Genomic DNA, 26,590 nt, shown 5'->3' with positions numbered 1-26,590 from the left:
CATGCATTCCGCGTTGTTTTCGACAGCATTAAACGCGCCTCTGACAACAGAAAGGCTGCTCGGCAAGCCATAGCTTGCGAGCAGCCTTTCAACTATTAACTACTCTAGCGGCATTTTATTTCTTCACAATGTCCTGGACCGCTTTATCGAGCTTCTCCAGCAATTGCTCGCCCGTAATTTGTTTGCCGAGGTATTCCTGCATCGCCGCGCCCCATTGCTGAGTGATGCCGTCGGGCAGACGATCCCAGTTCCAGCTTTTCACCTGGGCAGGATTCGCCCCGGAAAATACAGCGAAGTCACCGGCGATATCGCCGACCGCTTCAGGGTTAGCCTCAATGGAAGTCAGCGCCGGCACAAACTTGAAGTCTGTCGAGATGTAGCGCTTGCCCGTCTCTGAAGTTACCATCCAATTCAGGAACGCTTTTGCTTCCTCCACTTGATCGGACTTGCTGTTGACAATCCAGTTGTTCGGCACACCGGTAAATACGTTTGGCGTTGCATCCAAAAGCGGCACCGGCATCATGCCGAGGTTCAGCTCAGGATCAACTTCGTCCACCATGCCTTGAATCCAGTTGCCATGCTGAATCATAGCATATTTGCCAGCGGCGAATTCCGCCACTTGCGTATTGTAGTCCGTCGTCAGCGCATTTTCTTGGCCGTTAGCAAACATAATGTCGACCAGCTTCAGCCACTGCTTCATGACCGCATCGTCTTTCAGCGTCGCTTTGCCCGCTTTCACATCTTCGATAAATGCCGCAGGATCGGCTTGGTTAGCGAGTGCGATATTAAGCGTATGGATACCCATCGACCACCACTCGGAAGTAAGAGCAAACGGCGTAATGCCAGCCGCTTTAAGCTTCTCAGCAACCGCCGACAGCTCATCGAGCGACTTCGGCAGCTCGGTAATGCCCGCTTGCGCGAACAAATCTTTATTGTACGTAAATCCGTACGCTTCAAGGTTCATCGGCATGCCGAGAAGTTTGCCGTCGCGAGTAATTTGCGCCTTCGACGCTTCAACCAAATCTTTAGCCCAAGGCTCGGCGGACAAGTCTGCCGCACGGTCTACATAAGGATCGAAGCCAGCCCAGCCGCTGGAATTGAAAATTTCAGGCTCTTCGCCCGCTGCGAGCTCAGCTTTGAGCAAGGCGCTGTAATCTTCACCGCCGCCATGAGTTTCGATTTCGACCTTAACGCCGGTTTCCTTTTCGTATTCCTTAGCCAGTTGCTCCAGCGCCGCCGCAATTTCAACCTTGAACTGGAATACCTTAATCGTCACGTCTTTTTTGGGCGCTTCGGAAGGCTGTGCGGACGCATCCGTACCTGCCGAGCCCGATCCCTTATTTGCATTGCCATTTGCGCAACCGCTTGCCACGCCAATCAGCAGCATGGCGGATACGAGCAGCATCATCATTTTTTTCATGTTATGACCTCCCTGGCTATTGTTTGTTCTCTTCCTATTACAGCGCTTACAACGCCATTATAATTGTGCAACTACGAGGCACAACACCGACGATATTGAACGGTTAGGTGTAAAATGTTGATCGCTTTTTGACGCCTTACCCTTTGACCGACCCCGCCGTAATGCCTTCAATAATATGTTTTTGCAGCATGAGGAAAAAGACAACAATCGGAATCGTACTCAGCGTCAAAGCCGCCATGGCGAGATCCCACTTCCGTAAATATTGACCGAAAAACTTTTGCACCGCAAGCGGTATGGTCGTCATCGTATCGTTAATGACCAGCACCGGCAGCAAATAGTCGTTCCAAATCCACAGCACATTCAAAATCGCCACCGTCACCCCAATTGGCTTCAGCAAAGGAAATACGATTTTCCAAAACACGCCGTACGGCGAGCAGCCGTCCACCACCCCGGCTTCTTCAATTTCCACCGGCACCGATTTAATAAAACCGTGATAAAGAAACATAGAAAGCGAGATGCCGAAGCCCATATAACAAATGACGATTCCGTAAAACTCGCCCCGCAGCTCCAGCAGCGACGTCACCCGCATAAGCGGCAGCATAACCGATTGGAAAGGAATAATCATTGCGGCTACCAGCACCGTAAGCAGCAGCTTGTTAAAAAAAGTCGGACGCCGCACCAAACGATAAGCCATCATCGAGCTAATGACCACAAGGAGCAGCACGCTCACGGACGTGATGAGAAACGAATTTAGAAACACCTTTGGAAAATCGATCGCCACCCACGCCTTGCGAAAATTGTCCAGTCCCAGCGTTTCCGGCAACGAGGCGGCATTCAGCAAAATGTCTTTCAGCTTTTTGAACGAATTGACAAACAGAAAGTAAAACGGCACCAGAAAAACTATCGCGGTCAAAATGCCGATTAGCTCGTAAACTCCAAGCAGCGCCGTATAAGAACGTTTCGTTTTCATTACGCCTCCACCTCCCGTTTTTTCGTAAACCACACTTGGGTGATGGTAATGAGCGCCACGGCGGCAAAGAAAATCATCGCTTTCGCCGTTCCGAGGCCGTAACGGTTATTCACCAGCGCCTCGCGATACACGTTTAGCGCAATCGATTCCGAGGAATGGCCCGGGCCGCCCCCGGTCAACGACAGGTTGAGGTCGAACATTTTGAACGCGTTTGAAGTGGTCAAAAAGAGGCAAATCGTAATCGCCGGCATAATGAGGGGCACCAGAACGGATCGAAGCAGTTGAAACCTGCCAGCACCGTCAATACGTGCTGCCTCCAGCAAGTCTTTCGGCACGCCGATTAGCGCGGCGATATAGATAATCATCATATACCCCGCCGTCTGCCAAACAAAAACGATGACGATGCCCCAAAAGGCGGTATCCGGCGTTCCGAGCCATTGCAGCTTAAAAAATCCGATACCCATCGCCTCGCCCACAGCAGGAAAGCCGCGTACAAAAATAAAATACCAGATGTAGCCGAGCAAGAGCCCGCCGATAACGTTTGGAAGGAAAAAGACCGTTCGCAAAACATTACGTGTTTTTACCTTTTGCGTCAGCAGCAGCGCCAGCAGGAAAGCCGCCGCATTTGTGATCAGAACGGCCGCCAGTGTAAATTTTGCCGTAAACCAAAACGCCTGCCAAAAGCGCGGGTCATCGGTAAAGATACGCTCGATATTCTTCATCCCAATCCATTTCGCGCCATTTAAATCTAGACCGTTCCATTCCGTAAATGTATAATAAAAACCCATCGCAAACGGAGCCAGCACAATTATGATAAAAGCAAGCAACCCCGGCCCTACAAACACCGTCTGCTGGAGCCATTCGCCTCGGCCCTTGGAACGCCGCACTGCCTTTGCCATTGTCATCATCCTCTCATTCTTCTGTCCATTCAGTATAAAGCGGCTGCCCGCTCGCCAGCGACGGAGGATGATGAACAGCTAGGTGGAATATATTGACCTCTACGACGCTTATCGGTTACTGTGGCGAAGAGGAAGGATCGTTAGAAACGCTAGTCAAGGGGGACCCGCACATGAACAAAAGAAAGCCCTTTCATACGATTCGAAAAAAGCTGATGCTGCTTCTATTAGCCGCTACCATCCTGCCTTTTGCCATTTCTATGGCCATCTCTTACGAGGCCACGACCCGCTCTCTTACGGATGATGCCATAGCGGAAAACACCCGCCTTCTATCGCTAGGCAAAACAAATTTAGCCAACTATATGAACAATATCAATCAAAAATCTTTGGCCGTCTACAACGCGATGAACGTTCCCCGCTCCCTGTACTATATTTTAGATCACGGGATGGAAGATGAAGTGTTCCCAAACGATATTACCGATGTGATCCGCAACCGTAATTTGCTTAAGGATCATCTCTACAATATTTATCAAAGCGTCAGCGAGTTTCATAAGGTACGCCTCTATGTCGTCAAACAAAATGCGACTTACCTGCTTTGGAAAGACGATTTGAAAGTAGGACAGCATACGGGGGAGCCCGTCCGCGAAGCCGCTGACAAAGCCTACATCGAGCCGGCGCATCCCAGCCACAATTACGGCCTTGATTTCCTCGCAGATGCACCCGACGATACGGTGTTCACGCTGCACCGTCCCATCTTTCGCGCGCCGAGCGACGAGCTTCTAGCGGAGCTGTCCATCGATGTGCGGCTGGATGTGCTGGGCGAGCTGAATCGGCAGCTGTATGACGGTGAATACGAAAACTTTTATATTGCCGATGCCAACGGAAAATTGATTCTCTCCTCCCCAGGCGAAAGCGGCGGGAACGAGCCCGGCTCAGCTTTAATGGCGCAAATTTTCGAATCTGGCCAAAACAACGGGCATTTGGATTGGCAGCACGAAGGGTTTGACGGCATTGTATTTTACGAACGAGTTACCACTCCCTATATGGACTGGTATTTGATCAAACAGACTCCTTACAAGCACTTATACAGCTCGGCCGACCGGCTGGCCCGCATTCACATCGCCGTTGGGGTCGCTTCATTAGCCATTGTGGTGATCGGAACGCTTTTAATTTCTATTCGGTTCACGAAACCTCTCATGCGTTTAATCGGTTATGTCAACAAAATTGAGACCGGCAAGCTCAACGTCGAAATCGATATCGACAGCAACGATGAAATCGGGCTGCTTGCCAAACGGTTCCGTTCCATGATGGGCAAAATCAATCATCTCATTATGACGGAATACCGACTGGAAATCGCCAACAAAACAAATGAGCTGAAGGCGCTGCAAGCGCAAGTAAATCCTCATTTTTTGTACAACGCCCTTCAGTCGATCGGCACCGTTTCGCTACAGCATGGCGATCATAAAGCGTATTCGCTTATCGCCTCGTTAGGAAAACTGATGCGTTATCAGATGAATGCCATAGACGGTTCGGTCGAGTTGAACCGGGAGCTGGACTATGCAGCCGCTTATCTCGACTTGCAGAAGCAGCGATTCGATACGGCTCTGGCCGTCGAATGGAATATTGAAGAAAGCAGCCGAAGCGTTCTTGTCCCCAAAATGATTTTGCAGCCGCTGCTTGAAAACTTTTTTAAACACGGATTCGCTCAAACCGAAGAGCCGACAAAACTTGCCGTCACCTGCCGGATCCTAGCACGGCCCTCCAAGCTGCTTATCCAAGTCGAAGACAGCGGAAAAGGAGTCACGGAGACTCGGCTTGCGGAATTGCAGAAGCAATTGGATGCTCCGTTTGGTTCGCTCCACGCCGAGCTGACGGATGAGGGAAGCGGCATCGGGCTGCGCAACGTCCTATCGCGGCTTAAGCTGCATTGCCATCCCGATGCGGCTATGAAGCTGAACGGAACAGACGGAACAGCATTTTCCGTTGTCATTGAAATACCGCTAGCGGGGGAGGATGAGCAAAGATGAAGGCATTAATCATTGATGACGAAAAACATGTACGGGACGCTATTAGACTCCTCATCGACTGGAACCGATACGGCATCTCTTCGCTATATGAGGCCAAGGACGGCGAAGAGGCCACCCAAATGATTCAAATTCATCGGCCCGAAATTATTTTTACCGATATGATGATGCCGGAGATGAACGGCTCGGAGCTGATCGAATGGGCTGCGCGGCACTCTCCCGCCAGCAAGCTGATCGTCGTGAGCGGTCACGACGATTTCAGTCTTGTCCGCCACACGCTCAAATACGGCGGGCTCGACTATATTTTGAAGCCGATCGATCCGGAACAACTGGATGCCGCTCTTTCTAGAGCCGTAGAATGCTGGAACCGCGAGGAACGGGACCGCAGCCGCAGCCGCTTGCAAGCGATCGAGCTTAACCAGCTTAAACCTATGTTTTTGGAGCATTATTTCTGCTCCATTCTGAACGAACCGTCCGCACAGCAGGAGATGCCGGAAGCGATCATGCGGGAGCTGCAGCTTGAGGCGCCGATCCGGAGAGTGCGAATTGCCGTTGCCAGCTTGGAGCTTTCAGCGCCCTCCATTCGAAAAAAATTTGCAACGTCGGGACCTGACCTCATGTTTTTTGCCCTGACTAATATATGCAACGAGATATTGATGGCGGAAGGAGCCGGATGCGCTTTCCGATATTGGGGAACGGAGCAGGAGCTTGTCCTTATATTCTGGGAGGGAGCCGAGCAAGCGCGGGAGCAGCTCGCAGCTATTAACGGAGCAATTGAAGAGGCGCTCAAAATCCGCTTCGTCTTTGGACTGGGCGCGCCCTCCTCCTTCCCCTCTGGCGCCGCATTCTCTTACGAAGGGGCGAAAACCGCCCTGCTCCGCCGAAACGTGCTTGATAGTCGCTCCGGTGAAGTGTTAGAACACGATGCACAGACCAAGCGCGGCCATACTTTGCTTGCTTTCCACGAGTTTGAGGAGCAGATCCGCTTTGCGGTACAGAGCGGGGGCGCAGAGCGAATTCGGCGCGCTTTAAACGATTGGTTTTCCTTCATAGAGAAAAGCGGTTATGTTTCGTTTGAAGCGCTTATTCATTGGCATCAGCATTTTGAACTAACGAAGGCGATTTGGGAACTTCCCGATCAAGAAGAGGAGCATGGCGCTTCAGAGAGGTCTGAAGAACGGAATGAGCGGCGGCAGGAACGAAGAGAAGGCGGGACGCGGAGCATCTCGGACATTCCGATGGACGGGGATGGAAACTTTCGCTTTGAGGCTTGGAAAGAAGCTGTGTTTGCGGATGTCTGCGCTCTTTCCCAGCGGATACTTGCTCAGAGCAAAGACAAAGGCGTCATCCATGAAATCGCCAAATATATCGAGCAGAACGCTGGAAGAGATATTACGCTGCAAGACGTCGCGAGTCATTTCTATTTGAGCCGGGAATACATTTCGCGGAAATTCAAACAGGAGATGAACGAAAATATTTCGGACTATATTGCCGGTATTCGGATGAACAGGGCTAAGGAGCTGCTGGCGAACAAAGGACTTAAAATTTCTCAGATCGCGGAGCAGGTCGGCTTCCACGACGAAAAATATTTCAGCAAGGTGTTCAAAAAATGGATCGGCTGCACTCCCAACGATTATCGGAAGCACCATTACGGAAACAACGGGTAAAAAAACACCCCCACAAGAGGAGGCCATCGCCTCTCTTGCGGGGGTCTTGTTGCTTTGCTTATTCAGCCCTTTAATTCAGCCGTGCTGTTGTAAAGTACGGGCAGAACTTTCTCTCCGCTGATCATTGGAGAATTGCACATAATGCAGTTGGGCACGTTTTGGAACGAAAAGTTGTCTCTCATCCAACTGTTGCAGCCCTCGGTTGCGCATGTCCATACCTTCGTGTTCTCTTGTGGAATTTCTTCTAGCGGTTTTTTACGATTGTACATGGCCAGCCTCCTTGGCGCCAGCGTCAGCATAAATCCAAAAGGACAGCTATGCCCGCCTAGCTAATAAATGTGAATCCGCCCTGCCGGTATTGCGGACCTGCCCCTGCCCTAATGGCTGCAAACGTAAAAACTGCCTCAAACACAAGGTCATAGGGCAGTTTTCGTCTATAGGCTCTGTCATTGCAACGCACGACGCAGGGTTATGTTTTCAAATTTACGTCATTGTACCACGTCTTACTAAATAAGGCAAATGGATCGAAATATCCTTGCGTCATTTTAGGGAACAAAAGCCGGTTCGATCACGGATTCCCTGCGCTTATTGAGAGTAATGATGCGGATAATATTCGATTTTTGAGCCTGCATAAATGCAAAGCTCCCTTTGTTCCTCGTCGTAGTGTACGGGCCCATCCTGAACGTAATACCACGTTTTTAATACCGGTTCATCCTCGAACTCTTTAAAAATGAACACGTTCAGCTCAGCTTTGAACCGATTGACGGCCTCCGCTGTATCTCCCTGAACATGTTCAATCCGAAAAAGCCAGCCGTCCCCGCTCTCCTCCACCAAATAGGAAACGTCCTCCCGCCTCGAATCGAAAAAAGTCCGGCCGCTTACCGCGTGTTTGATCAGCAATGTTTGCATCATGGTTGCCTCCCTCCGCCCGACGTTATGGTATATCTATAAGCATAAAGAAACAATCCTTTTCCGCTTCAAGCGTAAGGGAGCCGACGTCTTCGATTTCCGCCGCATCGCCGCTGGAAAGCCGCTCCCCAATCAGCGACAGCTCCCCTTCGATTGTAAACAAAAATAGCTTCCTGCTGCTCACGGTATTGTGGCTAACGGTTTGCCCTGCCGTCAGCTTGCTCAAATAAATCGTCATCTCTTGCCCAATCGATGCCGTTCCATCCTCTGGCCCTTGATTCGAAACGACAGGAAGCAGAGCACCCTCAAGCTTTTCGGACTGAAACTTCACCGCCTCATAGCTCGGGCGAACTCCTCTTTCCTTTGGCATAAACCAAAGCTGGAGCAAGCGCAGCTCTTCTTCCTCTGAGGCATTAAACTCCGTATGAATGATGCCGCTTCCCGCCGACATGCGCTGCACTTCACCGAATCCGGTCACGACACGATTGCCTAGATTGTCCTCATGTCTAATCTTCCCGCTCAGCACGATAGACACAATTTCCATATCGCTGTGCGGATGAGCCCCGAACCCTTTCCCCGGCGCCAAATAATCGTCGTTGAACACCCGCATAACGCCAAATCCCATCCGAGCTTCATCCTGATAATCGCCAAACGAATAATAAGGATGGCTGCGAAGCCAGCCCAAATCCGTCGTATGTTTATCCGATGCGGAAAGCTTTCGAATCATGAGACCCGCTCCTCTTTATTTTTATTTACCCGCTGTTGTCAGAACAGACTCTTGTTTTCCTTTTTCGCTAACCGCTTCCGTTTTAGGATACAGCTTCATCAGCAGAAATGACTGCCCAATCATAAATAATCCCCCGGTTACCCAGTACAGAGAAATGGCAGCCGGCGCCCAAAGGGCGAACAGACCCATCATAATTGGCGACAAATAGCCGAGAAAAGCAAGCTGCTGCTGTTGCGGACCCGAAGTATCCATCCCTCTTTGCGACACTTTAAACTGCAAGAAGTAAACAAACGCCGCGATCAAAGGCAGCCACAAATCCGGTTGACCGAGCTTAAACCATAAGAATGCATGGGTGGACATCTCCGGAGTCATTTTGATAGCGGAATACAGTCCCGTTAAAATGGGTATTTGAATGAGCATCGGCAAACAGCCAATCGCCAGCGGGTTAATTTCATGCTTTTGATAAAGGGCCATTTGCTCCTGTTGTTTTTTCGCAAGGCTGTCGGCATCCTTTTTGCCTTTGAACTTCTCCTCCAGCTTCTTCAGCTCGGGCTGCGCGGCGGCCATCTTCTGCCTCATGCTTCGCTGCGACTTGTACTGCTTCTGCATAAGCGGGAATAGAGCCAGCCTAATGATGAGTGTAATAGCCATAATGGCGAACCCGTAATTGTCTTGAAAAATACCCGCCAGCCAGCTAATGAGCTCAGACAACGGATAAATGACGTAGTGATTAAAAATGCCGGGCGTATCTTCGTTAATCGTTCCGGATGCCGAGCCGCAGCCAGGCAAAATCATGATCGTTAAAAGAGCAAAGAAAATGAGAACCGTGCGTTTTCCGTTCTTGCGGAAAGGGATAAATGATCTATTAAACATATATAGCCTCCTCGTTGATTGGGTTTGCGCATAATCAACGAGGCGCGGCACTCCGATTCGTCTTCGTCAGGCGATTCCTTACGCTTTACGTGACGGACAAGCCGCTTCTGAACAATGGCAGCAGGCAGCGTCTCTTGCGGCACAATCGGGACAAGCCGGTCATCCTTATGCCGGCTCCCGAAATTCATAGAGCCTTCCGTATATAAGCCCAACGTATATATTCCGGCAAGCGCGCATATCCATCCGATGGAGAACAAATACGGCAGCCATTCGTGCAGCTCCAGTTCGAGTATCATTTTATCCCCTCCCTTCTCCGCTTAGTAATACGCCATTAATCTGGATATAGTAACAATAATCCAAAAGACTAAAGATTTCTACAGGAAGTGGGCGCCATGCGAAGAAAGACGAAACTAAATTTGATTTATTTTCTTCTCCTTGCCTTTGTCGCGGCCATTTCTTTGCCGGGCTTAGTGTTTAGCGAGACGAAGGAAACAAGCGGCTCACCCGCCGTGTCGACCGTCACTTCTCCCCAAACACCCCTCGCTGCCGGGGCAAAAGGCACTCTTGTTATGGGAACATCTCCCGATTATCCGCCTTACGAAAACGTCGATGCCAAACATAACGGCGAAATCGTCGGCATGGATATCGACATCGCCAAATTTATTGCCGAACAGCTTGGCTACAAGCTAGAAATTGCTTCCATGGATTTTAACGGGCTCATTGCCGCTCTGCAAACGGGTCGCGTCGACTTTGTCATGTCCGCCATGTCCGTCACGGAGGAGAGGAAAGAAAACGTCGATTTTTCCAATTCCTATTATGTAGCCCGCAATACAATCGTTTCTAAAAAAAGCGAGCCGCTTCAAGAGCCAAACGATCTCACCGGCAAAATAGTAGGCACGCAGCTAGGCTCCACGCAAGATTTGTATGCCGGAACGTTGCAGGACATTCAGCTTAAGAAGCTGAACCGCATCCCGGACTTGATCCAGGAATTAAAGACGGGACGCATTCACGCGGTTATTGTTGAAGATGCCGTGGCCGTAGAAATGACCGCCGCCAATCCCGATCTGGTCATGAACTTCCTGCCGCCCGGCAGCGCAGAGGACGGGTACGCCATCGCCTTTCCAAAGGGCTCTTCGCTTGTGGAGCCGTTTAACGGCGTTCTCGATGAAATGAAGGCTAACGGGAAGCTGGGGTCCATCGTCGACAAATGGTTTGCAACCGAAAAAACCGATCAAAAAGCCTCTTTGCTGAATCTGAATTTCGGCATTTTGAAAGGGTATGTCCCTTATATTTTAAAAGGCGTTTATGTGACGCTTCTGTTTACTTTGGTGTCGGCGGCATTCGGCTTTGTGTGGGGCACCATCCTGTCCCTGATGAAATTATCCGGCATTAAGCCGCTGGAATGGTTTGCGACTGCTTATACTTCCGTATTGCGCGGAACGCCTCTGCTGCTGCAACTGTTTCTCATTTATTACGCAACGCCGCAGCTGTTCCAATACGATATTTCGCCGCTCATGGCGGCAGGCTTAGCTTTCGGCCTTAACTCCGCCGCTTATTTGTCGGAAACGATTCGCGGCGGCATCATGGCCGTAGACAAGGGCCAGCGGGAAGCGGCCATGTCGCTTGGCATCCCGTATTGGACGATGATGTTCAGCATCATTTTGCCCCAGGCGGTTCGAACGATTTTGCCTGCGCTTGTCAATGAATGCGTTGCGCTGCTTAAGGAGTCCTCCCTCGTGTCCGTCATCGGGGTGCAAGATATTATGCGCCGGGCGAATGTCGTACAGGCGACGGAATTCCGCGCGCTGGAGGCGCTGCTGTTCGCAGGCCTCATCTACTACGTGCTTGTCCTTGTGCTGACATCGCTTGCCCATCTGCTGGAGAGGAGGCTTCGCCGAAGTGATTAACGTAACCGAGCTGACCAAATCGTATGGCAAACATCAAGTTTTAAAAGGGATCACGACCTCCGTGCAGCAAGGAGAGGTCGTTGCGCTGATCGGGCCTTCCGGGTCGGGCAAGTCAACCTTCCTTCGCTGCCTCAATTTGCTTGAGACTCCCACCTCCGGCATCATTACCGTTAACGATATTGAGCTGACGAGCAAGCATACGGACATAGCTGCCGTCCGGCAGCGCATCGGCATGGTTTTTCAACATTTCCATCTCTTCCCCCATATGACGGTGCTCGAAAACATTACGTTCGCCCCAAGGCGCGTAAAGAAAATTCCGGCAGCCGCAGCCGAGGAAAAAGCGATGGCTCTGCTGGAGCGCGTTGGCCTTGCGGAGAAGGCCGGCAGCTATCCTTCACGGCTTTCCGGCGGTCAGAAGCAGCGGGTAGCCATTGCAAGAAGCCTTGCCATGGAGCCGGACATCATGCTGTTTGACGAGCCCACTTCCGCGCTGGACCCCGAAATGGTCAAGGAGGTGCTGGCCGTTATTCAGAGTCTCGCAAGCTTAGGCATGACGATGCTGATCGTCACCCACGAAATGAAATTCGCTCAGGGCGCAGCCGATACGATTTATTTTATGGACAACGGCAAGCTGGTCGAGCGGACGCCTCCCGCTCAATTTTTTGCCAAGCCCCAAAGCGAGCGGGCTGTTCGATTTCTGGAGCAAGTGCTCTAGAAGGGCGGCGGAGTGCTCTGTAGTACATGTTGGAGTCGAGAACACTATTCTTTTAAAAGCCTTGACCGGAGTGGTTCCAGTCAAGGCTTTATTATGTTTAATATGGATTTATTGGATTTGGTTATAACTTTTCCGCATTCGCAACTTTTTCTCCTGTAAGCTACTATTTTAGGTAGAGGAGCTTTCAAAGGAGCTTTCAAAGGATTTTTTAAAGAAGCTTTTAAAGGAACTTTTTTAGAAGAACATTTTACAAAAACTTTTTTATAAGATTTTCTAGATGAGCATTTTTGTAAAGTAATCTTAAATAAAGCTTTTGGGAGGAATCGTGCTGTGCGTTCGGAAAAGGAAATGATGGATTCCATTATGCGTTTTGCCGAAGAGGAGCCTGCGGTGCGCGCCGCCGTTCTGAACGGCTCAAGGGTGAACCCGCATGCTGCCAAAGACCGGTTCCAAGACTACGATATCGTCTTTTTTGTGAATGAGGTCCGCCACTGGGTGGAAGACCGCAGCTGGATCGGTCGATTCGGAGACATTTTGATCATGCAACTGCCCGACGAAGGTACGCTCCTTGCGGACGAGCCTAGAGAAAGCTTTGCCTATTTAATGCTGTTTGCCGATGGCAACCGGATCGACTTGACCTTCTCCCCTGCAAGGGAGCTTCCCGAGTGGAAACACGACAGCTTAACGCTCGTTCTTTTGGACAAAGACGGCTTAATCGGTCAGCTGCCTCCGCCAAACCTTAATGATTACATGACCGAGCATCCTAGCCAAAGTCATTTTGCCGAATGCTGCAACGAGTTTTGGTGGGTCGGCACATATATTGCCAAAGGTCTGGCTAGAGGCGAGCTCTATTATGCCAAATTCCATATCGAACGCCCTGTGCGCGACATGCTTATCTACATGCTTAACTGGTACATAGCCGCTGGTTCGAACTTTAAGGCCAATCCCGGCAAGCTGGGTAAATATTATGAGCAGCTTCTGCCGCCGGACATGTGGAGCAAGTTCAAGCTGACTTTTGCGGATAGCGATCCCGAAAAGATATGGAAGGCTCTCTTTATGATGTGCGACCTATTCCGGGAAGCAGCGGAAGAAACGGCGGAGCGGCTGGGATATGTCTACAACCGCGATGAAGACCGCCGCGTCTCCGCTTATTTAAAAAGCATTTATCAATCCATGTTTCCAGGCAACGGCGTGTCGTAGCCATCCGGTTCCTTTTTGCCAGCGGCGCGGAGTTCGGCTAGACCGTTCATATAAGGCCTAAGCGCTGGAGGGATATAAATCGAGCCGTCCTCCCGCTGATGGTTTTCCAATAGAGGGATGAGGATGCGCGGGCTCGCCACTGCCGTATTGTTCAGCGTATGGCAATAGCGCAGCACGCCGTTTTCATCCTTGTAGCGGATATTCGCCCGCCTCGCCTGAAAGTCGTGAAGGTTCGACGACGAATGCGTCTCTCCGTAAGCGTCCCGGCTTGGCATCCAAGTCTCCAAATCGTATTGCTTGTAGGTTTTTTGCGACATATCGCCCGTACATACCGCCACCTTCCGGTACGGAAGCTCTAGCTCCATAAGCAGCCTCTCTGCGTTCCCCGTTATGGCCTGTAGCATCGCTTCCGATTCCTCGGGAACCGCTCGGCAAATGACTACCTGCTCCACCTTTGCAAATTGATGGACCCGATAAAGCCCCCGCACGTCCCGGCCTGCCGAGCCTACCTCGCTACGAAAACAAACCGACGCCGCAGCCAGCTTGATCGGCTCCTCCACATCGACGATTTCTCCCGAGTAATACATCATCAGCGGAACTTCCGATGTGCCGACCAAATAACGGTCTTCTTCCGGAAGATGAAACGCCTGGTCTCTGCCCATCGGAAAAAAAGCGGTATGGCTCATCGCCTCTTCCTTCACCATAAGCGGAACCTCGAGCGGCGTGAAGCCTTGCGCAAGCAGCATATCCATGGCTAGCTGCTGTACGGCGCGATGAAGCAAAACACCCGCTCCTTTTAAATAATAGTGCCGGCTTCCGGCCGTTTTGACGCCCCGTGGCACATCGATCAAGCCGTGAATGTCGCCAAGCTCCATATGGTCCCTCGCTTTAAAGCCGAATGCCGGAGGGGTTCCAACACGCGTAAGCTCCACATTGCCCTCATCCGACCTGCCGATTGGCGTATCGGGCGATGCAGGGTTCGGCATTTTTTCGTGAATGGCGGCGAACCGCTGCTCCGCCCCTATCAGTTCCTCCTCAAGCTGGCCAAGCCGCCCGTTGACGAACTGCATTTGTTCCCGAATGCTCTCGGCTTCGGTTTCGTGTTGCTTCGACTGCTCTCGTTCACCGGCGGTTTCGTCTCCCGCATTCAGTTCCGCTCGATCACCAGCGGCCTCCGCTCCTGTATCTGGCTGCACTCCCTCAGCTTTGCGCTTGCTTTGCATAAGCCGGCCCATCTCTGCCGACAATCGGTTCCGCCGCTCCCGAAGGAGATCCGTCTCGCTTTTTAATCTGCGCCGCTCCGTATCCAGCTCTAGCCACTCGTCGACCGAAACGTCGATTCCCTTTCTTACAGCCGTCAACTTAACCTGCTCTGCGTTTTCCCTGATCCATTTTGCATCCAACATGACACCGCGCTCCTTTTTGATAAAAATACAAAAAGCGCCCTCATCCCAATGGGACGAGGAGCGCTTATCTCGCGGTGCCACCCAAATTAACCGGACTATTAACCAAAGTCCGATCCTCTTTGCTCCGCTGTAACGGGCGGAACCCGGCAAACTTAGGGCGAAGGCGCTAAAGGCCATCCCTTGGCGAAAACGCCTCCGAGTTGGATGCTCATCTCAGGCATAATGTCCGTATCGAATTTTTAAGTATTATAGCTCAAGCAGCTCTGTACCGCAAGCGGGGATCAAGACGCCTGGTTCAAAATACGGCCAGCTTCCAACTTCGTAAGCGTGCCCAAATCAGTCCTTGCAACCGTTTCGCCGCCCAGCTTTTTAATCGCCTCAAGCTGAGTTTGGGTTGCCGGCTGCTGCTTAATAAGACGTTCTATGTTGTCGTATCCGATTTTTTGAGCGAGTCCGCGGTCTCCGAGCGCATCAAACAAACGGTAAATCGCATCGATGGCCTCCACCTCATTGCCAATCCCAAATCCAGAGTCCGTGCTGACCAGAAAACGGTCAGAATACTTTTGGATAATCGGCACAAAATCAATCAACTCATTTTCGCTTTCGGCATTATACTCCGTAAATCCAGCAAAAAAATCAGCGTACAAATTAGGGTGGTTCTCCAGCAACTTCTCCAATTGAAACGGAGAGTTGTGGGCATTGGCATGAGCCAATATAAAAGTAGTATCCGGATATGCATCAAGCGCCTCTTTTAACTTGGCTAACGGAACCCCTGCTATAGGATCGATATGCAGCAAAACGGGCGCTTTGTATTCGGCCAGAAGCTCGTAAATTTGCGGCAATACCCCGTCCATTGGATGCTCCGTTTTCCAGGCGGCTGTGGCAAGAAGCGGAGAGAACTGGGATGCCGCCGCAATTTCTCCCAGTCCAAAAAACCCTTTTTCCAAGTTGACCTTCAATTGCTCAATTCCAGACTCCTCCACTAAGTTGACGCCTGTTGTGAACGGAATAAACCTTTCCGGATCGTCCAAGTAGGCTTTCCACGCTCTGTTATCCGTTTCGACGGCACCCGGCGTGGACACTTGGCCAAACAAGACGACCCGGTCGATGCCGTAGTTATCCCATGATTCCTTCATCGTTAAATGCTTTTCATTAGCCGAATTATGATTATGAGCATCGATCACAGGAATGTCTTTATACTCCGCTACAAGCTCATCGAACGTTTTCTTTTTGACTGGTTCCGTGCTTGGCGGGGCGCTCGTTGCAGGCGACGGGGAAACTTGCGAAGATGATGACGGGAGGATCTTTATCGCATATTTTTTAGAATTCATTTTCTCAACAAGGAACAGACAAAGCACCGCGATCCAGAAAGCGGCAATAGTGATGAAAAATACCTTTCGATATTTGCCCGATGACATCTGAACCCTCTCGCTTTCTCCGCTATTTTCACCATATTATAGCAGAAAACAAAAAAAGGGGACTGCCGAGATTTTCCTCGGAATCCCCTCTTGGCTAAGCTGAACCTTACGCTTGTTGCAAAGCTTCAATTTCAAGCGAGATTTTCACTTCATCGCCGATTAGAACACCGCCTGTTTCAAGCGCAGCGTTGTAAGTCAGACCATAGTTGCTCCGTTTGATCGAACCCAATGCGCTGAAGCCCGCTTTTGTTGCTCCCCACGGGTCCTTGCCCGAACCTTCAAACGTCACATCAAATGTTTCGGTGCGAGTTACGCCATGCAAAGTGACATCTCCCGTTACCGCATATTCGTTTTTGCCTGTCTTTGCAATAGATGTAGCCTGGAAGCCCAAAACCGGAAATTGCTCTACATTGAAGAAATCTGCCGATTTGAGATGAGCGTCGCGATCTCCGTTGCGCGTATCTACGCTGCCAAGATCAATGCTGAACGTAATATGGGCATTCGTCAGGTCGCTAACGTCCGCGTCTATTGTCGCCTCGAATGAATGGAACAATCCTTTTACTTTCGCGATCATCATATGTTTGACCGAAAACCCGATTTCACTATGCGATGCGTCTACTGTCCAAATTGCTTTTGTCATGATTAAAAACCTCCGCTTTCTTAATTAAATTATATTTTGTTATTTACTAACTTTTTGTTATGTACTTATCTTAAAACAAAGATATTGTGCTGTCAACCTTTTTTTCAAATCACATTTCCGCAGCAAAAAAAGCCGTCGCCACGGCCGGGATGCGGGCTCTGGAGACGGCTCTACTTCTATTTAGAAAGAATAAGGTTATTCTGCAGCTTCTTCGGATACTTCCTCCGCGTCCACACCGGCTTCCTCCGCCGACGCAGCCGCTTCTTCCAGTTCTTCCTCCAATTCAGCCTCCACTGTATCAACAGCGTCGGCCTCTACCGTTTCTCCCGATGCATCCGCCTCTTCCTCTGCGGATGAATCATCGTCCGAGATCAATTCGACTGCTTCAATTTGTTCAGCGCCTTCTTGAACCTCTTCGTGTTCATGGCTCATTTTTCCCACCTCCCTTCCTGCGATTATCTTAATTGTAGCGCTTTCATAGACTCTCGCAAGAGGTGTAAAATGTCGCATTGTAGGAACTTTTCGCACTTTGGTTGCCGGCAGCTTTCGGCCATTCCATAGCCGGATCAAATCCCCCGACTGAGGTCTAGGTTCATGATGCGACTGACGGAGGTATCCAGTTGTGGTAGATAAGTTTAAGATTAAGACGAATCGCTGGAACGGGAGGATATCCAACACATGTACAGTATATTGGCCTATATCGAGCAAGGCGCCATCCTATTGCTGCTGGCTCTAAGCCTGGCCGCCTCGAGTCAGGCTTCCAAGCTTATTGTTGCAAGCTCCGAAAAAGAAATGCATCTGAACGCACGCATGCTTAAGCATCGAATTGCCGTATTGGGTATAATTGGCGTCATAGCCATCGCTGCCGATATAACCATATCCGCAATTGCGCATCCGGTTTTCTGGATGGACCGGCTGGCGCTTCACGTCCCCCTTCTTCTTCTAGCGGCATCTCTTCTCTGGTTTCTTGCCGTACCTAGACTGAATCTCCTTATTAGAAGAACAAGAGCAATGTCGGACAAAATGCCTGATGCCGCAAGAATCCGCTTTGCCGCAGATACCGCGCTCAGAGCGCCCTTTAGACTGTCGGCTCTTTTATCGCTGGGCTGCCTTTACTTTATTATCGTACCGCCCGTCCCATTCCGCCCCTTTGAAGTCGGCGCCCCACTTGCCGTCCTTCTCATAGCGGGGCTGGTCATTTGGCGGAATCAAATGACAAGGTACCATAAAGACGGGATTGCGAGCTGGATAGGCTCTCCTCCTTCGCTAAGACGCAGCCGGTTCCGCCCGGTCGCTGTAATGGTGTCCGTGGCCGCCCTTCCGTTATGGGCTATTCTTAACAGCGGCTTTGTATCCGATCGCTCAAGCGCCGCAATGGAAACGCCCATTTATGGTCTAGATGGGGCTGAGACAGCCTCACCCGCTTCCTTGCCTTTCGCTGATACCCAGCTTGCTTTGGAAGCACGTCCATACAATGGGGAAATGATTATGATTTTGGACAACAAGCTTTCTTTTTATAACGGAACCCCTTCTCTCTATGATACAATTAATGGAAAGGTGTTCCCGGAATCATCCGCCTACACGATGCAGAGTGGCGATTTGGTAAAAACAACCGTTATGAATCGCGATACCGTTAATTTGCCTATGCAATTGAAGGATTGTTACTTGCTTGTGCTTTCCCGCAACGGAGAAATAGCGGATGGCCGAGCGGAGTGGTTAGATACGCTGGACGTTGCTCCTGGAGAAGTATACGAAATTGCCCTGCTTGCCAAACATTCCGGCAGCTTTCGACTCCAGATGGAATAACGCTATTTGGAACCTGCCTCATCATCCTTTATACTATATAAGAATGGAGTGCTAATCGGTATGAAACTAAAAACGATTGGCGGCGCGCTGCTGCTGCTGCTCGGCATCATCCTCTTGCTTAACCAAGGACAAGGGGAAACGTTCGGTCCGGGAAAAATTTTCGCTTACTTCTGGCCTTCGCTATTCGTACTTCCGCTCGGTTTGCTGCTGCACTGGCTTTATTTCGGCATGACGGGAGGCAAAGGCGCAGGACTGCTCATTCCAGGCGGCATCCTGATCGTATCCGGCATTGTTTGCCAGATCGCTATGCTGGTGGGCAACTGGGAGTATATGTGGCCAGGGTTTATTCTCGCGCCGGCTGTCGGCTTGCTTGAGTTTTATTGGTTCGGCGGACGGAACAAGTGGCTGCTTATTCCCATCAATATTCTCACCGTTCTTTCTTTACTCTTTTTCGCCGTCTTCTCGTTCGGCACTTTCTTCAATACCGCACTATCGAAGCAGCCTTACTTCGCCATCATTCTGATTTTAGGCGGAGCCGCACTGCTGACTTGGCGGAAGAAAACCGACTGAGGCACGGAACGTGCGGAGATGCTCCGCCCCATATGCCAAGGAGGGTTCACCCAATCTATGTTGACCTTTGACCAAAAACTTTCCATTATCGCGTCCTTTCCTGAACTACAGCGGAAGGACGTTTCGCTTGGGCGCGTAAATTTTCATTATGAAGAAAGCGCTCATGAGAAAAAAACCGTTGTTTATCATTTGCATCCCAACGGCAATGGCTTTGTATTCGCCGGATTGCTGAACGATGTCGAAACCGATGCCAAAGGAATGGCAAACATTCGAGAGTTCAGCGAAGAAGGGCTGAAGTCGCTTATTGCGCGCTCCATCGAATCCTTGTCCCCTGGACAAGCCGGCGCAGCTTCCGACGACAACGAGTCCCCGGATGACGAGGGGCAGTATCGCCCGTCGCAAGCCGAGTTCTGGCGCGGACCCGGCGGCGCGAGGCTTACGCTGCTTTTCGAGGATGATTTGTGGTACGTGTATGCAGGCAAAGAATTGGAAATGGCGTTTGAAACCCATAGCGAAGCTGTGCAATATATGGCTGACGAGGGTTTTCGACGCGAATAGACAGGAATTTACCCCCCCGTTGTCTAATTGTTAGAAAACAACTTAGAGATCGGGGGGAAATTTTTGTCCATAAAAGCCAAGTTATCTTTCTCCATTTCCATCATCGTGGCTATCATCCTAATTTTGAACGTTACATCTTCCTATATATCTTCCCAAATGGCTCAAGAGGTCGCACAGGAGCAGCAGACGGAAACGATTGCCCGGCAGCTCGTCCTGACATTAGAGACGCTGGAGAACACCCGGCGGTCCATGGACTTGGAGCTCGGGAAAAAGCTGCGGCTGGCGGCCATTTTAGCTGAAGAAAGGCTGAATCCCGACATCCGCTTTGTGAGCAATGAGCAGCTAAGAGAGCTGAGCAACGATCTTGGGCTGGACGATATTACGTTGTGGCAGCGCATAGACGGCGAAGTCGTCTCCGTCCAATCGTCGAATCCCGAGGAAATCGGGTTAAGCTCCAAGACATGGGATTATTGGGACAAAGCCTTCCACCAACTGCTGGATCTGGAGCCCGTAACGGTATCGCAAGGAAAGGCGATGAAACATTATTGGACGGGGCCAATCAACTATGCCTCTTCCGATCCGACGCTGATCAATAAGTGGGGCTATTATTACGACGGCAGCACCAACTATATGATCAATACGATTATAAATACGGATAAAAACTTTCAATACGATTTGGTAAACGGAACAAATGATTTAATTCACAAGCTGCTTGCCCAGCAGTCTTCGCTGCTGGAAATTTCGGGCTTTGACCCGCAATATTTTGGCACGGCACCGATCATTAAAATGAAAAAGGGTGTACCTGTCTACAATCTTGACGTTAGAGACGTTCCATTCGGGGCTTATACATACCGCAATGTCGAGTCGGACTTAGCCAGTATAAAGCAAGCTCTCGAAACCGGAGAAACGATAACGGAAACGTTTGAGACCGGGAGCGAGCGGGTTATGCGAAGCTTTGTTCCCATACATACGGACAAACCTTACGTAATCGGGGTCGCCTTTGATATGAAGGCGCTCCAGAAGCCGCTGTATCATGAATTGATTACCCATTCCGTCATTTCGCTAGCGCTTGTCCTGCTCACCATGGTAGCCAGTTATTTTATCGCCGGTTACATGTTGCGTTCGCTCAACCAAATTTTTCACAAGGTCAACTCCATTGCGGAAGGCGACTTTTCCGCGACGATTTCCATACGCAATAAGGATGAGCTTGGCCTGCTCGCCGCCCGGGTAAACACGATGGGTGTCAACCTACTCAACTATACGACCCAGCTTAAAGATACGGCTCGCGAGCTGCAGAGCACCCAGCAATACTTGGAGTCGTTTTTCAGACATACTTCCAATGCGATCCATGTCATTGATTTGGAAGGGCGAATCATGCAAGTCAACAATGCATTTGAATCGATTTATGGCTGGAAGGAAGCTGAGCTGGTCGGTCGGCACTTGCCGAATCTTCCTCCTCAGCACCGGGCGGCATATGACCGATTAATCCAAACCGTATTGCGCGGCGGCTCCGTTACGGATTATGAGACGACTCGCTATACGAAAAACGGGGATATCATTGATGTCAGCATCACCATTTCCGCCATTAGGGATGAACAGGGCAGCATTGTAGCCATTGCCGCGATTTCCCGCAATATTACGTCCCGGAAACAAGCCGAAGAGATGATCCGGCGTTCGGAAAAGCTTGCCGTTGTAGGCCAGTTAGCCGCCGGAGTTGCGCATGAGGTGAGAAATCCGCTGACCACTTTGCGGGGATTTGTACAGCTGCATAAGCAGACGGGGCGCTTGTCCGAGACGTATCTGGACATCATGCTCTCCGAGCTCGATCAAATCAATATGATTGTGAGCGAGTTTCTCGTTTTGGCAAAGCCTCAAGCCATATGCAAAAGCGCGCTTCGCGTCGACGAGCTAATCTCCGACATTGTGATGCTGATGGACCCTGTAGCCAGAATGAGCCATGTCGCCCTGTCCGTTTCCAAATTGGCCGATATTCCAGAGATGGACGGCGTAGCCAATCAGCTCAAGCAAGTATTTGTCAACATCGTCAAAAACGGGATGGAAGCTATGCCCGATGGAGGGCAGCTTGTCATTGAGCTGGATAGGTTAGGCGAAAACGAAATCGCCATTCGGTTCATAGATACGGGCTACGGAATTACAGAGGACGATTTAAAGAGGCTAGGCGAGCCATTTTTTACGAAAAAAGACGGTGGCAACGGGCTTGGCATTATGGTATGCCAACAAATTATAGTCAATCATAAAGGAAGCATGACCTACAGCAGCGAGATCGGCATAGGAACATGCGTCGAAATTCGTCTGCCCCTCGAAACCGACTCAGACGAAGAGCTGGAATAGCGGTTCGAGAAACGGCGGCAACCAAATTTAAAGGGGTCATTTTATGTCTGGCTCAATATCAGATGAAAATAAACGTATTTTGATTGTTACGGCGGTCGAAGCGGAACGTGATGCCGTACGAAGAGGGCTGGAACAAGCCGGTGCTGCTAATAAAGGAATAGATGCCATTGCAGTGGGAGTCGGTCCCGCTGCCGCGGCTGCTGGGACGGCGGCGGCGCTTGCGCTCGCATCCATCCCCTATGCTGCGGTCATTAGTGCGGGAATCGGGGGAGGTTTTGCCGAGCGTGTCCAAGTAGGCGGACTTGTCCTTGCTACTTCCATTGTAGCGGCTGATCTTGGCGCGGAATCTCCTGACGGTTTTATTTCCCTCGATGAATTGGGATTCGGCACTGCGGCTGCTCCCGTTAGCGACGTATGGAATGTTCAAATAGGGAGAGCGTTAACCGCAAGCGGAATAAGCGCCGTCCACGCCCCGATTATAACCGTCACCACCGCGACCGGAACGGCTCATACCGCGGCCTTAAGAGAGAAAGTGGTACCCGGTGCGGCGGCGGAAGGAATGGAAGGCCATGGCGTTGCAGCAGCGGCAGCTCGTATGGGAGTCCCCGCTACTGAACTTCGCGCGATTTCCAACCCGGTTGGCCCGCGTGACCGGGCCGCTTGGCGGATTGGAGACGCGCTGAAGGCTTTGGAAGCCGCTAGTCGGGCGCTTGCCCTTGGCTTAAAATAGAACCAGGACGCCCCAACAATTGCTTCTAACGACGATCTATTGAATTTCAACTGGAGGAGGCAGACGAACCATGACGGAAATAACCAACAATCTGAACATCGCCTATTCCCCTTGCCCCAACGATACTTTTATTTTCCATGCGTGGGCGCATGGACTTGTGCCAGGCGCCCCTAAATTAAACGTCACTTATGCCGATATCGACAAAACGAATTATTGGGCTGCTGGGCTCGAAGGCCCCGAGGTCATGAAAATTTCCTATGCCGCCTTGCCTTGGGTGCTGTCCGATTATCGGCTGCTTCCATGCGGCGGCGCGCTCGGCAGAGGCTGCGGCCCGCTTGTTCTGACTGGCAACGGCGGCGGGACTGAGGCGAACGGCGCTTCATTGTCCGGCAAGCGGGTTGCAGTGCCAAGCGACCGGTCAACCGCTTATTTGCTATTTCGGTTATGGGCCGAACAGCAAGTGCCGGGCGGAGTAGGCGAAATCGTTGTCATGCCTTTCCATGAAATTATGCCCGCTGTTCAAGAAGGCCGCATCGATGCCGGATTAGTCATCCATGAGGCTCGATTCACTTACCCGGACTATGGACTGAAGCTGCTCGCCGATTTGGGAAGCTGGTGGGAAGAGGACACTGGCCTGCCAATTCCGCTTGGCGCCATTATTGCCCGTCGGTCGCTTGACGCCGATTCCATTAGCGCATGGATTCGCTCTTCGCTTGATTACGCTTGGAATCAGCCGGAAGCATCGGCCTCTTACGTAATGGCTTTTGCACAAGAAATGTCTCCTGAAGTGGCGAAATCGCACATTGGACTGTACGTAAACGACTTCAGCCGCGACCTCGGCAACGACGGGTACGGCGCGGTTGAATCGCTGCTTGGCCGGGCTGCCTCATTAGGACTCGTTCCCGCATTCGACCTTAGCTTGTTGAGGGGCTAATCTATACGAAAAATCCCGTTCGGCCCTCGGAGCCCCCGCCTAATGACTGGCGGGCAGCCCCGGCGCCAACCGGGATTTTTTTTTTTTTGACCTCTTCGTTTAACTGTTGTCTTCCACATAACGCTGCAAAGCGGAAAGCTTGTTCTCCCAGTACCTCTCGTAATAGGAGAGCCATTTCTCCAGCTCCCTCAGCGGTTCGGCATCAAGCCGGTAGCGCGTCTCGCGTCCGACCTTCCTGTCCTTCACAAGCCCCGCTTCCGCCAAAATGCGCAAATGCTTGGACACCGCAGTTCGGCTAATCGGAAATTGCCCGCTAATGGCCGTTACGGGCAGCTCACCGCTGTCGCTGAGCAAATGAAGCAGCTTCCTCCGGGTCGGATCGGCAATCGCTTGAAATACATCATGCTTTTGCAGCTCGCCCATTCTAGTCCTCTACAACCTGTACTAATTTGTTCAAAATACCTACCCAGCCGCCAGCCATGCGCTCCCGTACAACTGAATGCTTCTCGCTAAAAGCCGTCGCCGTATCGGCGTTCCAGCCCGCGTGGGTCAGAGTAAAGAGCGTCCCGCCGTCCGTCTCCTCAAGGACAAATGAAACCGTCCAATCCTTGTCCCAAGAAAAGGACAAGCGATGAGGCGGAACAAGCTCCAGCACCTTGCATGGAGACTGTCCGAAAGGTCCTGCATTCAAATGAAACTCATGTCCCAATACCGGCTGAAAATCGTTTGGCATAAACCATGCCGCGATTCCTTCTGCCGTTGCAACGGCATCCCACACTTTAGCGATCGGCGCTTTGATCGTTACCTTTTTGACCACGTCCTCCAATGGTCCACTTTGTTGTTCATTAGAGTTTGTCATCGTATTTGTCCTCCGTTTAGGTTAAATTTGCAAGCAAAAACTGAATAGTAGATTGTATGTCCATCCGAAATTACGAAACCATTTGGTTTCATATTCAGGATTATATGACACCTTAAGGTTTCGTGTCAACAATACCTTCATTTGACGCAAACGCGTTTTACGGGAATAATAGATAAAAAAAGTGGATCCGCGCTGGACAAGCGCATATTTATAAGGAGGTTTTCCCATGTCTATCGTTCCTCAATTGGTCTCGTTTAATAAAAAATTTGTTCAAGAAAAACAATACGAGGCTTATTTAACGGACAAGTTTCCGGAAAAAAAGATCGCCATTCTTACTTGTATGGATACAAGGCTCGTGGAATTGCTGCCCAAAGCTTTAAATTTGCGAAACGGCGATGCCAAGTTTATTAAAAATGCAGGAGCTATTTTGACTCAGCCTTTTGGGAGCGCCATGCGCAGCATTCTTATCGCCGTATACGAGCTTGGAGCGCGCGAGGTGCTCGTGATCGGCCATCACGGCTGCGGCATGACCAACCTTGACGCCAAATCGATGATCGACAAATTTCCCGCTCATGGCATCGACCCGCTCGCCGTAGAGACGCTTGAACACGCGGGCATTAAGATGGAGAAGTTTCTAAAAAGCTTCAGCAGCTCCGAAGAAGGGGTTATGCACAGCGTGCGTATGATTCGCAACCATCCCCTTTTCCCAAAAGCGATCCCTGTTCACGGCTTCGTTATCGATCCCGTTACTGGAGAGCTTGAAGTGATCGTGGAGGATTACCGGGAGGAATAGAATTATCTCTTTCCCGCAATAGTGTTTATCTACCATGAACTGCGCCGTCTCATCCCATTTGAACTGGGCTGGAGCGGTGTTCTTTTTTTGTCAAACTTTCTCGCTCCATTCCTTCTCGGAGTAGGTATACTATTGGAAACATAACTTTTTTGAAAACTGCTCTACTCAAAGATAGCTTTAATGACTAATGACATCTAACTCCGACAAACGAAGAGGAGGTCTAGGAACTATGCTGCTGAGAAAATCGATTGCCGGTTACCTCGCGTCTTTTGCCACTGTCATTTATTACGTCCTGCACTTTACGTTGTTTGATGGACAATCGCTTTCTACAACTTTCGAGGATCTATTTCAATCTTTATCGTTTTTGAGCCTATATGTTTTTCCCGTTGTATTTGTATACGGATCGCTGGTCTCTATTGGAGTCGAGCTGGCAGCAAAGCGCTGGGTCTCTAATCGGACTCTAAATTGGCTGTTGATGGCCGCGGGGCATATGATCTTCGGAATGCTATTTGCATTGCCCTTCCGCATATGGGGATTCGTACTGCTTTGCGGGGCAAGCGCTCTCGTTTACTTTTTGATCGATAGACTTCTGGTGTCGCTACTGAAGCTGAAGCTGCGAAATGCGGTCGTAACCGGAGCTTTTTTACTTCCGATTGCCGTCATTACGGTTTCGGGACTGTTTTGGCAGTCGAATGCAGCGCCCCTCCCTGCTTTTGACCAAGCGGCAGCGGTTAAATTCGCCACCTCAAGCAAAGACACGGTCATTGATTCTTTCCCTAAGCATGTCGGAATGGAGACAGCGGACATTCAAGGATATTGGGTGACCAAAGAAACCGCCGTCCAACCGGTAGGGGAGGAAAAATACGAAGTGACTTTTACCGAGGAATGGAGCAAGGAAAACGAAAGCGGCGAGCGGTGGTACACGTATATCGTAGATCGGCACAGCATGCTTTCTAAAGACAGCGGAGGCATCACCCCTCCTTATGAGCAGGCGTCTTCCACGAATTAAGAAACTTCATGAGATATAAATCCCATGTGGATTAAACTCTATTTAATAACTATGCATTAAAAAAATCCCGTACAAAAAAAGCCGGCAGCTCCATTGCCGGCTTTCTTATCCTATGTGATCACTTGAACAGCTTTCGTCAAATGATCACTCGGAAACATTCACGTGACTTCCACTTCTTGTCCGGCAGTTAGATTGGCGATCGTTTTT

The 26,590-nt window shown here is 50.5% G+C and carries 27 protein-coding genes; 13 read left to right on the top strand and 14 right to left on the bottom strand.

Translation table 11 applies throughout. The features are described from left to right. Positions 1-115: 115 nt before the first annotated feature. The 3 genes from ACFQZE_RS20800 to ACFQZE_RS20790 all read right to left on the bottom strand — a co-directional run bounded on the left by ACFQZE_RS20800 (position 116) and on the right by ACFQZE_RS20790 (position 3,289). Positions 116-1,420: an ABC transporter substrate-binding protein gene (locus ACFQZE_RS20800; protein ID WP_379360640.1), complete on the bottom strand. Its 1,305-nt coding sequence runs from the start codon at positions 1,418-1,420 to the stop codon at positions 116-118. 136 nt (positions 1,421-1,556) lie between these two features. Beyond that, positions 1,557-2,390, bottom strand: coding sequence for a carbohydrate ABC transporter permease (locus ACFQZE_RS20795; protein ID WP_379360638.1), 834 nt, complete (start codon positions 2,388-2,390; stop codon positions 1,557-1,559). Next, complete coding sequence (locus ACFQZE_RS20790) at positions 2,390-3,289, bottom strand: carbohydrate ABC transporter permease (protein ID WP_379360636.1); 900 nt, start codon at positions 3,287-3,289, stop codon at positions 2,390-2,392. The genes ACFQZE_RS20795 and ACFQZE_RS20790 overlap by 1 nt, the downstream gene beginning before the upstream one ends. Before the next feature lie 170 nt (positions 3,290-3,459). On the opposite strand from ACFQZE_RS20790, the gene ACFQZE_RS20785 reads away from it, so the two are divergent. Next, a complete protein-coding gene (locus tag ACFQZE_RS20785) occupies positions 3,460-5,313 on the top strand; it encodes a cache domain-containing sensor histidine kinase (protein ID WP_379360634.1) in 1,854 nt (617 codons plus the stop codon). Next, positions 5,310-6,977 carry a response regulator gene (locus ACFQZE_RS20780; protein WP_379360632.1) on the top strand — a complete coding sequence of 556 codons (1,668 nt, stop codon included), beginning with the start codon at positions 5,310-5,312 and terminating at the stop codon, positions 6,975-6,977. The genes ACFQZE_RS20785 and ACFQZE_RS20780 overlap by 4 nt, the downstream gene beginning before the upstream one ends. Positions 6,978-7,039: 62 nt before the next feature. Here ACFQZE_RS20780 and ACFQZE_RS20775 read toward each other — a convergent pair whose 3' ends face one another. The 5 genes from ACFQZE_RS20775 to ACFQZE_RS20755 all read right to left on the bottom strand — a co-directional run bounded on the left by ACFQZE_RS20775 (position 7,040) and on the right by ACFQZE_RS20755 (position 9,782). Then, positions 7,040-7,246, bottom strand: coding sequence for a cold-shock protein (locus tag ACFQZE_RS20775; protein ID WP_379360630.1), 207 nt, complete (start codon positions 7,244-7,246; stop codon positions 7,040-7,042). A 316-nt stretch (positions 7,247-7,562) separates the two neighbouring features. After that, positions 7,563-7,889, bottom strand: coding sequence for a hypothetical protein (locus ACFQZE_RS20770; protein ID WP_379360628.1), 327 nt, complete (start codon positions 7,887-7,889; stop codon positions 7,563-7,565). 22 nt (positions 7,890-7,911) lie between these two features. Next, the gene (locus ACFQZE_RS20765) at positions 7,912-8,613 is read right to left on the bottom strand and encodes a pirin family protein (RefSeq protein WP_379360626.1); all 702 of its coding nucleotides are present in this window, start codon (positions 8,611-8,613) and stop codon (positions 7,912-7,914) included. A 21-nt stretch (positions 8,614-8,634) separates the two neighbouring features. After that, positions 8,635-9,486 carry a membrane protein insertase YidC gene (gene yidC, locus ACFQZE_RS20760; RefSeq protein WP_379360624.1) on the bottom strand — a complete coding sequence of 284 codons (852 nt, stop codon included), beginning with the start codon at positions 9,484-9,486 and terminating at the stop codon, positions 8,635-8,637. Further along, positions 9,414-9,782 carry a hypothetical protein gene (locus ACFQZE_RS20755; RefSeq protein ID WP_379360622.1) on the bottom strand — a complete coding sequence of 123 codons (369 nt, stop codon included), beginning with the start codon at positions 9,780-9,782 and terminating at the stop codon, positions 9,414-9,416. The genes yidC and ACFQZE_RS20755 overlap by 73 nt, the downstream gene beginning before the upstream one ends. 96 nt (positions 9,783-9,878) lie before the next feature. Between ACFQZE_RS20755 and ACFQZE_RS20750 the strand changes: the two genes are divergently transcribed. From ACFQZE_RS20750 to ACFQZE_RS20740, 3 genes are all read left to right on the top strand, one after another. Continuing rightward, positions 9,879-11,393 carry an ABC transporter substrate-binding protein/permease gene (locus ACFQZE_RS20750; protein ID WP_379360620.1) on the top strand — a complete coding sequence of 505 codons (1,515 nt, stop codon included), beginning with the start codon at positions 9,879-9,881 and terminating at the stop codon, positions 11,391-11,393. Continuing rightward, a complete protein-coding gene (locus ACFQZE_RS20745; RefSeq protein ID WP_379360618.1) occupies positions 11,386-12,108 on the top strand; it encodes an amino acid ABC transporter ATP-binding protein in 723 nt (240 codons plus the stop codon). Before ACFQZE_RS20750 ends, ACFQZE_RS20745 begins: the two co-directional genes overlap by 8 nt. Before the next feature lie 330 nt (positions 12,109-12,438). Further along, positions 12,439-13,308, top strand: a complete 870-nt coding sequence (locus ACFQZE_RS20740) for an aminoglycoside 6-adenylyltransferase (RefSeq protein WP_379360616.1) — start codon at positions 12,439-12,441, stop codon at positions 13,306-13,308. Here ACFQZE_RS20740 and serS read toward each other — a convergent pair. The 4 genes from serS to ACFQZE_RS20720 form a co-directional block, all read right to left on the bottom strand. Then, complete coding sequence (gene serS, locus ACFQZE_RS20735) at positions 13,275-14,714, bottom strand: serine--tRNA ligase (protein WP_379360614.1); 1,440 nt, start codon at positions 14,712-14,714, stop codon at positions 13,275-13,277. The two genes, ACFQZE_RS20740 and serS, sit on opposite strands and share 34 nt — an antisense overlap. 281 nt (positions 14,715-14,995) lie before the next feature. Beyond that, positions 14,996-16,132 carry an amidohydrolase family protein gene (locus ACFQZE_RS20730; RefSeq protein ID WP_379360612.1) on the bottom strand — a complete coding sequence of 379 codons (1,137 nt, stop codon included), beginning with the start codon at positions 16,130-16,132 and terminating at the stop codon, positions 14,996-14,998. Positions 16,133-16,238: 106 nt separating this feature from the next. After that, the gene (locus tag ACFQZE_RS20725; protein ID WP_379360610.1) at positions 16,239-16,772 is read right to left on the bottom strand and encodes a YceI family protein; all 534 of its coding nucleotides are present in this window, start codon (positions 16,770-16,772) and stop codon (positions 16,239-16,241) included. 195 nt (positions 16,773-16,967) lie between these two features. Next, a complete protein-coding gene (locus ACFQZE_RS20720; RefSeq protein ID WP_379360608.1) occupies positions 16,968-17,204 on the bottom strand; it encodes a hypothetical protein in 237 nt (78 codons plus the stop codon). 246 nt (positions 17,205-17,450) lie between these two features. Here ACFQZE_RS20720 and ACFQZE_RS20715 point away from each other — a divergent pair, with 246 nt between their 5' ends. From ACFQZE_RS20715 to ACFQZE_RS20690, 6 genes are all read left to right on the top strand, one after another. Continuing rightward, positions 17,451-18,578 carry a cupredoxin domain-containing protein gene (locus ACFQZE_RS20715; protein ID WP_379360606.1) on the top strand — a complete coding sequence of 376 codons (1,128 nt, stop codon included), beginning with the start codon at positions 17,451-17,453 and terminating at the stop codon, positions 18,576-18,578. A gap of 60 nt (positions 18,579-18,638) precedes the next feature. Then, positions 18,639-19,148 carry a hypothetical protein gene (locus ACFQZE_RS20710; protein ID WP_379360604.1) on the top strand — a complete coding sequence of 170 codons (510 nt, stop codon included), beginning with the start codon at positions 18,639-18,641 and terminating at the stop codon, positions 19,146-19,148. Between the two features lie 57 nt (positions 19,149-19,205). Then, the gene (locus ACFQZE_RS20705; RefSeq protein WP_379360602.1) at positions 19,206-19,706 is read left to right on the top strand and encodes a hypothetical protein; all 501 of its coding nucleotides are present in this window, start codon (positions 19,206-19,208) and stop codon (positions 19,704-19,706) included. Positions 19,707-19,769: 63 nt separating this feature from the next. Then, positions 19,770-22,058, top strand: coding sequence for a PAS domain S-box protein (locus ACFQZE_RS20700; protein WP_379360600.1), 2,289 nt, complete (start codon positions 19,770-19,772; stop codon positions 22,056-22,058). A gap of 43 nt (positions 22,059-22,101) precedes the next feature. Continuing rightward, positions 22,102-22,788, top strand: coding sequence for a futalosine hydrolase (locus ACFQZE_RS20695; RefSeq protein ID WP_379360598.1), 687 nt, complete (start codon positions 22,102-22,104; stop codon positions 22,786-22,788). Between the two features lie 91 nt (positions 22,789-22,879). Beyond that, positions 22,880-23,722 carry a 1,4-dihydroxy-6-naphtoate synthase gene (locus ACFQZE_RS20690; protein ID WP_379360775.1) on the top strand — a complete coding sequence of 281 codons (843 nt, stop codon included), beginning with the start codon at positions 22,880-22,882 and terminating at the stop codon, positions 23,720-23,722. 99 nt (positions 23,723-23,821) lie between these two features. On the opposite strand, the gene ACFQZE_RS20685 is transcribed toward ACFQZE_RS20690, so the two are convergent. Beyond that, positions 23,822-24,145, bottom strand: coding sequence for an ArsR/SmtB family transcription factor (locus tag ACFQZE_RS20685; protein ID WP_379360596.1), 324 nt, complete (start codon positions 24,143-24,145; stop codon positions 23,822-23,824). Position 24,146: 1 nt separating this feature from the next. Further along, positions 24,147-24,581 (bottom strand): SRPBCC family protein, encoded by a 435-nt coding sequence (locus tag ACFQZE_RS20680; protein WP_379360594.1) that lies wholly within the window; start codon positions 24,579-24,581, stop codon positions 24,147-24,149. A 226-nt stretch (positions 24,582-24,807) separates the two neighbouring features. Here ACFQZE_RS20680 and ACFQZE_RS20675 point away from each other — a divergent pair, with 226 nt between their 5' ends. Together ACFQZE_RS20675 and ACFQZE_RS20670 are read left to right on the top strand one after the other, a co-directional pair. Next, positions 24,808-25,374 carry a beta-class carbonic anhydrase gene (locus ACFQZE_RS20675; RefSeq protein ID WP_379360592.1) on the top strand — a complete coding sequence of 189 codons (567 nt, stop codon included), beginning with the start codon at positions 24,808-24,810 and terminating at the stop codon, positions 25,372-25,374. Positions 25,375-25,603: 229 nt separating this feature from the next. Next, positions 25,604-26,383 (top strand): hypothetical protein, encoded by a 780-nt coding sequence (locus ACFQZE_RS20670; RefSeq protein ID WP_379360781.1) that lies wholly within the window; start codon positions 25,604-25,606, stop codon positions 26,381-26,383. The last annotated feature ends 207 nt before the right edge of the window (positions 26,384-26,590 follow it).

The organism is Paenibacillus sp. GCM10027627 (assembly GCF_042675505.1).
Classification (GTDB): domain Bacteria; phylum Bacillota; class Bacilli; order Paenibacillales; family Paenibacillaceae; genus Pristimantibacillus.
This window is presented reverse-complemented; position numbering and strand designations above follow the sequence as displayed.

Coding starts and splice junctions, on each gene's coding strand:
- ACFQZE_RS20675 (WP_379360592.1), top strand. CDS start 24,808: ATGTCTATCGTTCCTCAATTGGTCTCGTTTAATAAAAAATTTGTTCAA.
- ACFQZE_RS20765 (WP_379360626.1), bottom strand. CDS start 8,613: ATGATTCGAAAGCTTTCCGCATCGGATAAACATACGACGGATTTGGGC.
- ACFQZE_RS20795 (WP_379360638.1), bottom strand. CDS start 2,390: ATGAAAACGAAACGTTCTTATACGGCGCTGCTTGGAGTTTACGAGCTA.
- ACFQZE_RS20715 (WP_379360606.1), top strand. CDS start 17,451: ATGTACAGTATATTGGCCTATATCGAGCAAGGCGCCATCCTATTGCTG.
- ACFQZE_RS20705 (WP_379360602.1), top strand. CDS start 19,206: ATGTTGACCTTTGACCAAAAACTTTCCATTATCGCGTCCTTTCCTGAA.
- ACFQZE_RS20710 (WP_379360604.1), top strand. CDS start 18,639: ATGAAACTAAAAACGATTGGCGGCGCGCTGCTGCTGCTGCTCGGCATC.
- yidC (WP_379360624.1), bottom strand. CDS start 9,486: ATGTTTAATAGATCATTTATCCCTTTCCGCAAGAACGGAAAACGCACG.
- ACFQZE_RS20680 (WP_379360594.1), bottom strand. CDS start 24,581: ATGACAAACTCTAATGAACAACAAAGTGGACCATTGGAGGACGTGGTC.
- ACFQZE_RS20685 (WP_379360596.1), bottom strand. CDS start 24,145: ATGGGCGAGCTGCAAAAGCATGATGTATTTCAAGCGATTGCCGATCCG.
- ACFQZE_RS20785 (WP_379360634.1), top strand. CDS start 3,460: ATGAACAAAAGAAAGCCCTTTCATACGATTCGAAAAAAGCTGATGCTG.
- ACFQZE_RS20790 (WP_379360636.1), bottom strand. CDS start 3,289: ATGGCAAAGGCAGTGCGGCGTTCCAAGGGCCGAGGCGAATGGCTCCAG.
- ACFQZE_RS20770 (WP_379360628.1), bottom strand. CDS start 7,889: ATGATGCAAACATTGCTGATCAAACACGCGGTAAGCGGCCGGACTTTT.
- ACFQZE_RS20755 (WP_379360622.1), bottom strand. CDS start 9,782: ATGATACTCGAACTGGAGCTGCACGAATGGCTGCCGTATTTGTTCTCC.
- ACFQZE_RS20720 (WP_379360608.1), bottom strand. CDS start 17,204: ATGAGCCATGAACACGAAGAGGTTCAAGAAGGCGCTGAACAAATTGAA.
- serS (WP_379360614.1), bottom strand. CDS start 14,714: ATGTTGGATGCAAAATGGATCAGGGAAAACGCAGAGCAGGTTAAGTTG.
- ACFQZE_RS20750 (WP_379360620.1), top strand. CDS start 9,879: ATGCGAAGAAAGACGAAACTAAATTTGATTTATTTTCTTCTCCTTGCC.
- ACFQZE_RS20775 (WP_379360630.1), bottom strand. CDS start 7,246: ATGTACAATCGTAAAAAACCGCTAGAAGAAATTCCACAAGAGAACACG.
- ACFQZE_RS20725 (WP_379360610.1), bottom strand. CDS start 16,772: ATGACAAAAGCAATTTGGACAGTAGACGCATCGCATAGTGAAATCGGG.
- ACFQZE_RS20800 (WP_379360640.1), bottom strand. CDS start 1,420: ATGAAAAAAATGATGATGCTGCTCGTATCCGCCATGCTGCTGATTGGC.
- ACFQZE_RS20695 (WP_379360598.1), top strand. CDS start 22,102: ATGTCTGGCTCAATATCAGATGAAAATAAACGTATTTTGATTGTTACG.
- ACFQZE_RS20780 (WP_379360632.1), top strand. CDS start 5,310: ATGAAGGCATTAATCATTGATGACGAAAAACATGTACGGGACGCTATT.
- ACFQZE_RS20730 (WP_379360612.1), bottom strand. CDS start 16,132: ATGTCATCGGGCAAATATCGAAAGGTATTTTTCATCACTATTGCCGCT.
- ACFQZE_RS20670 (WP_379360781.1), top strand. CDS start 25,604: ATGCTGCTGAGAAAATCGATTGCCGGTTACCTCGCGTCTTTTGCCACT.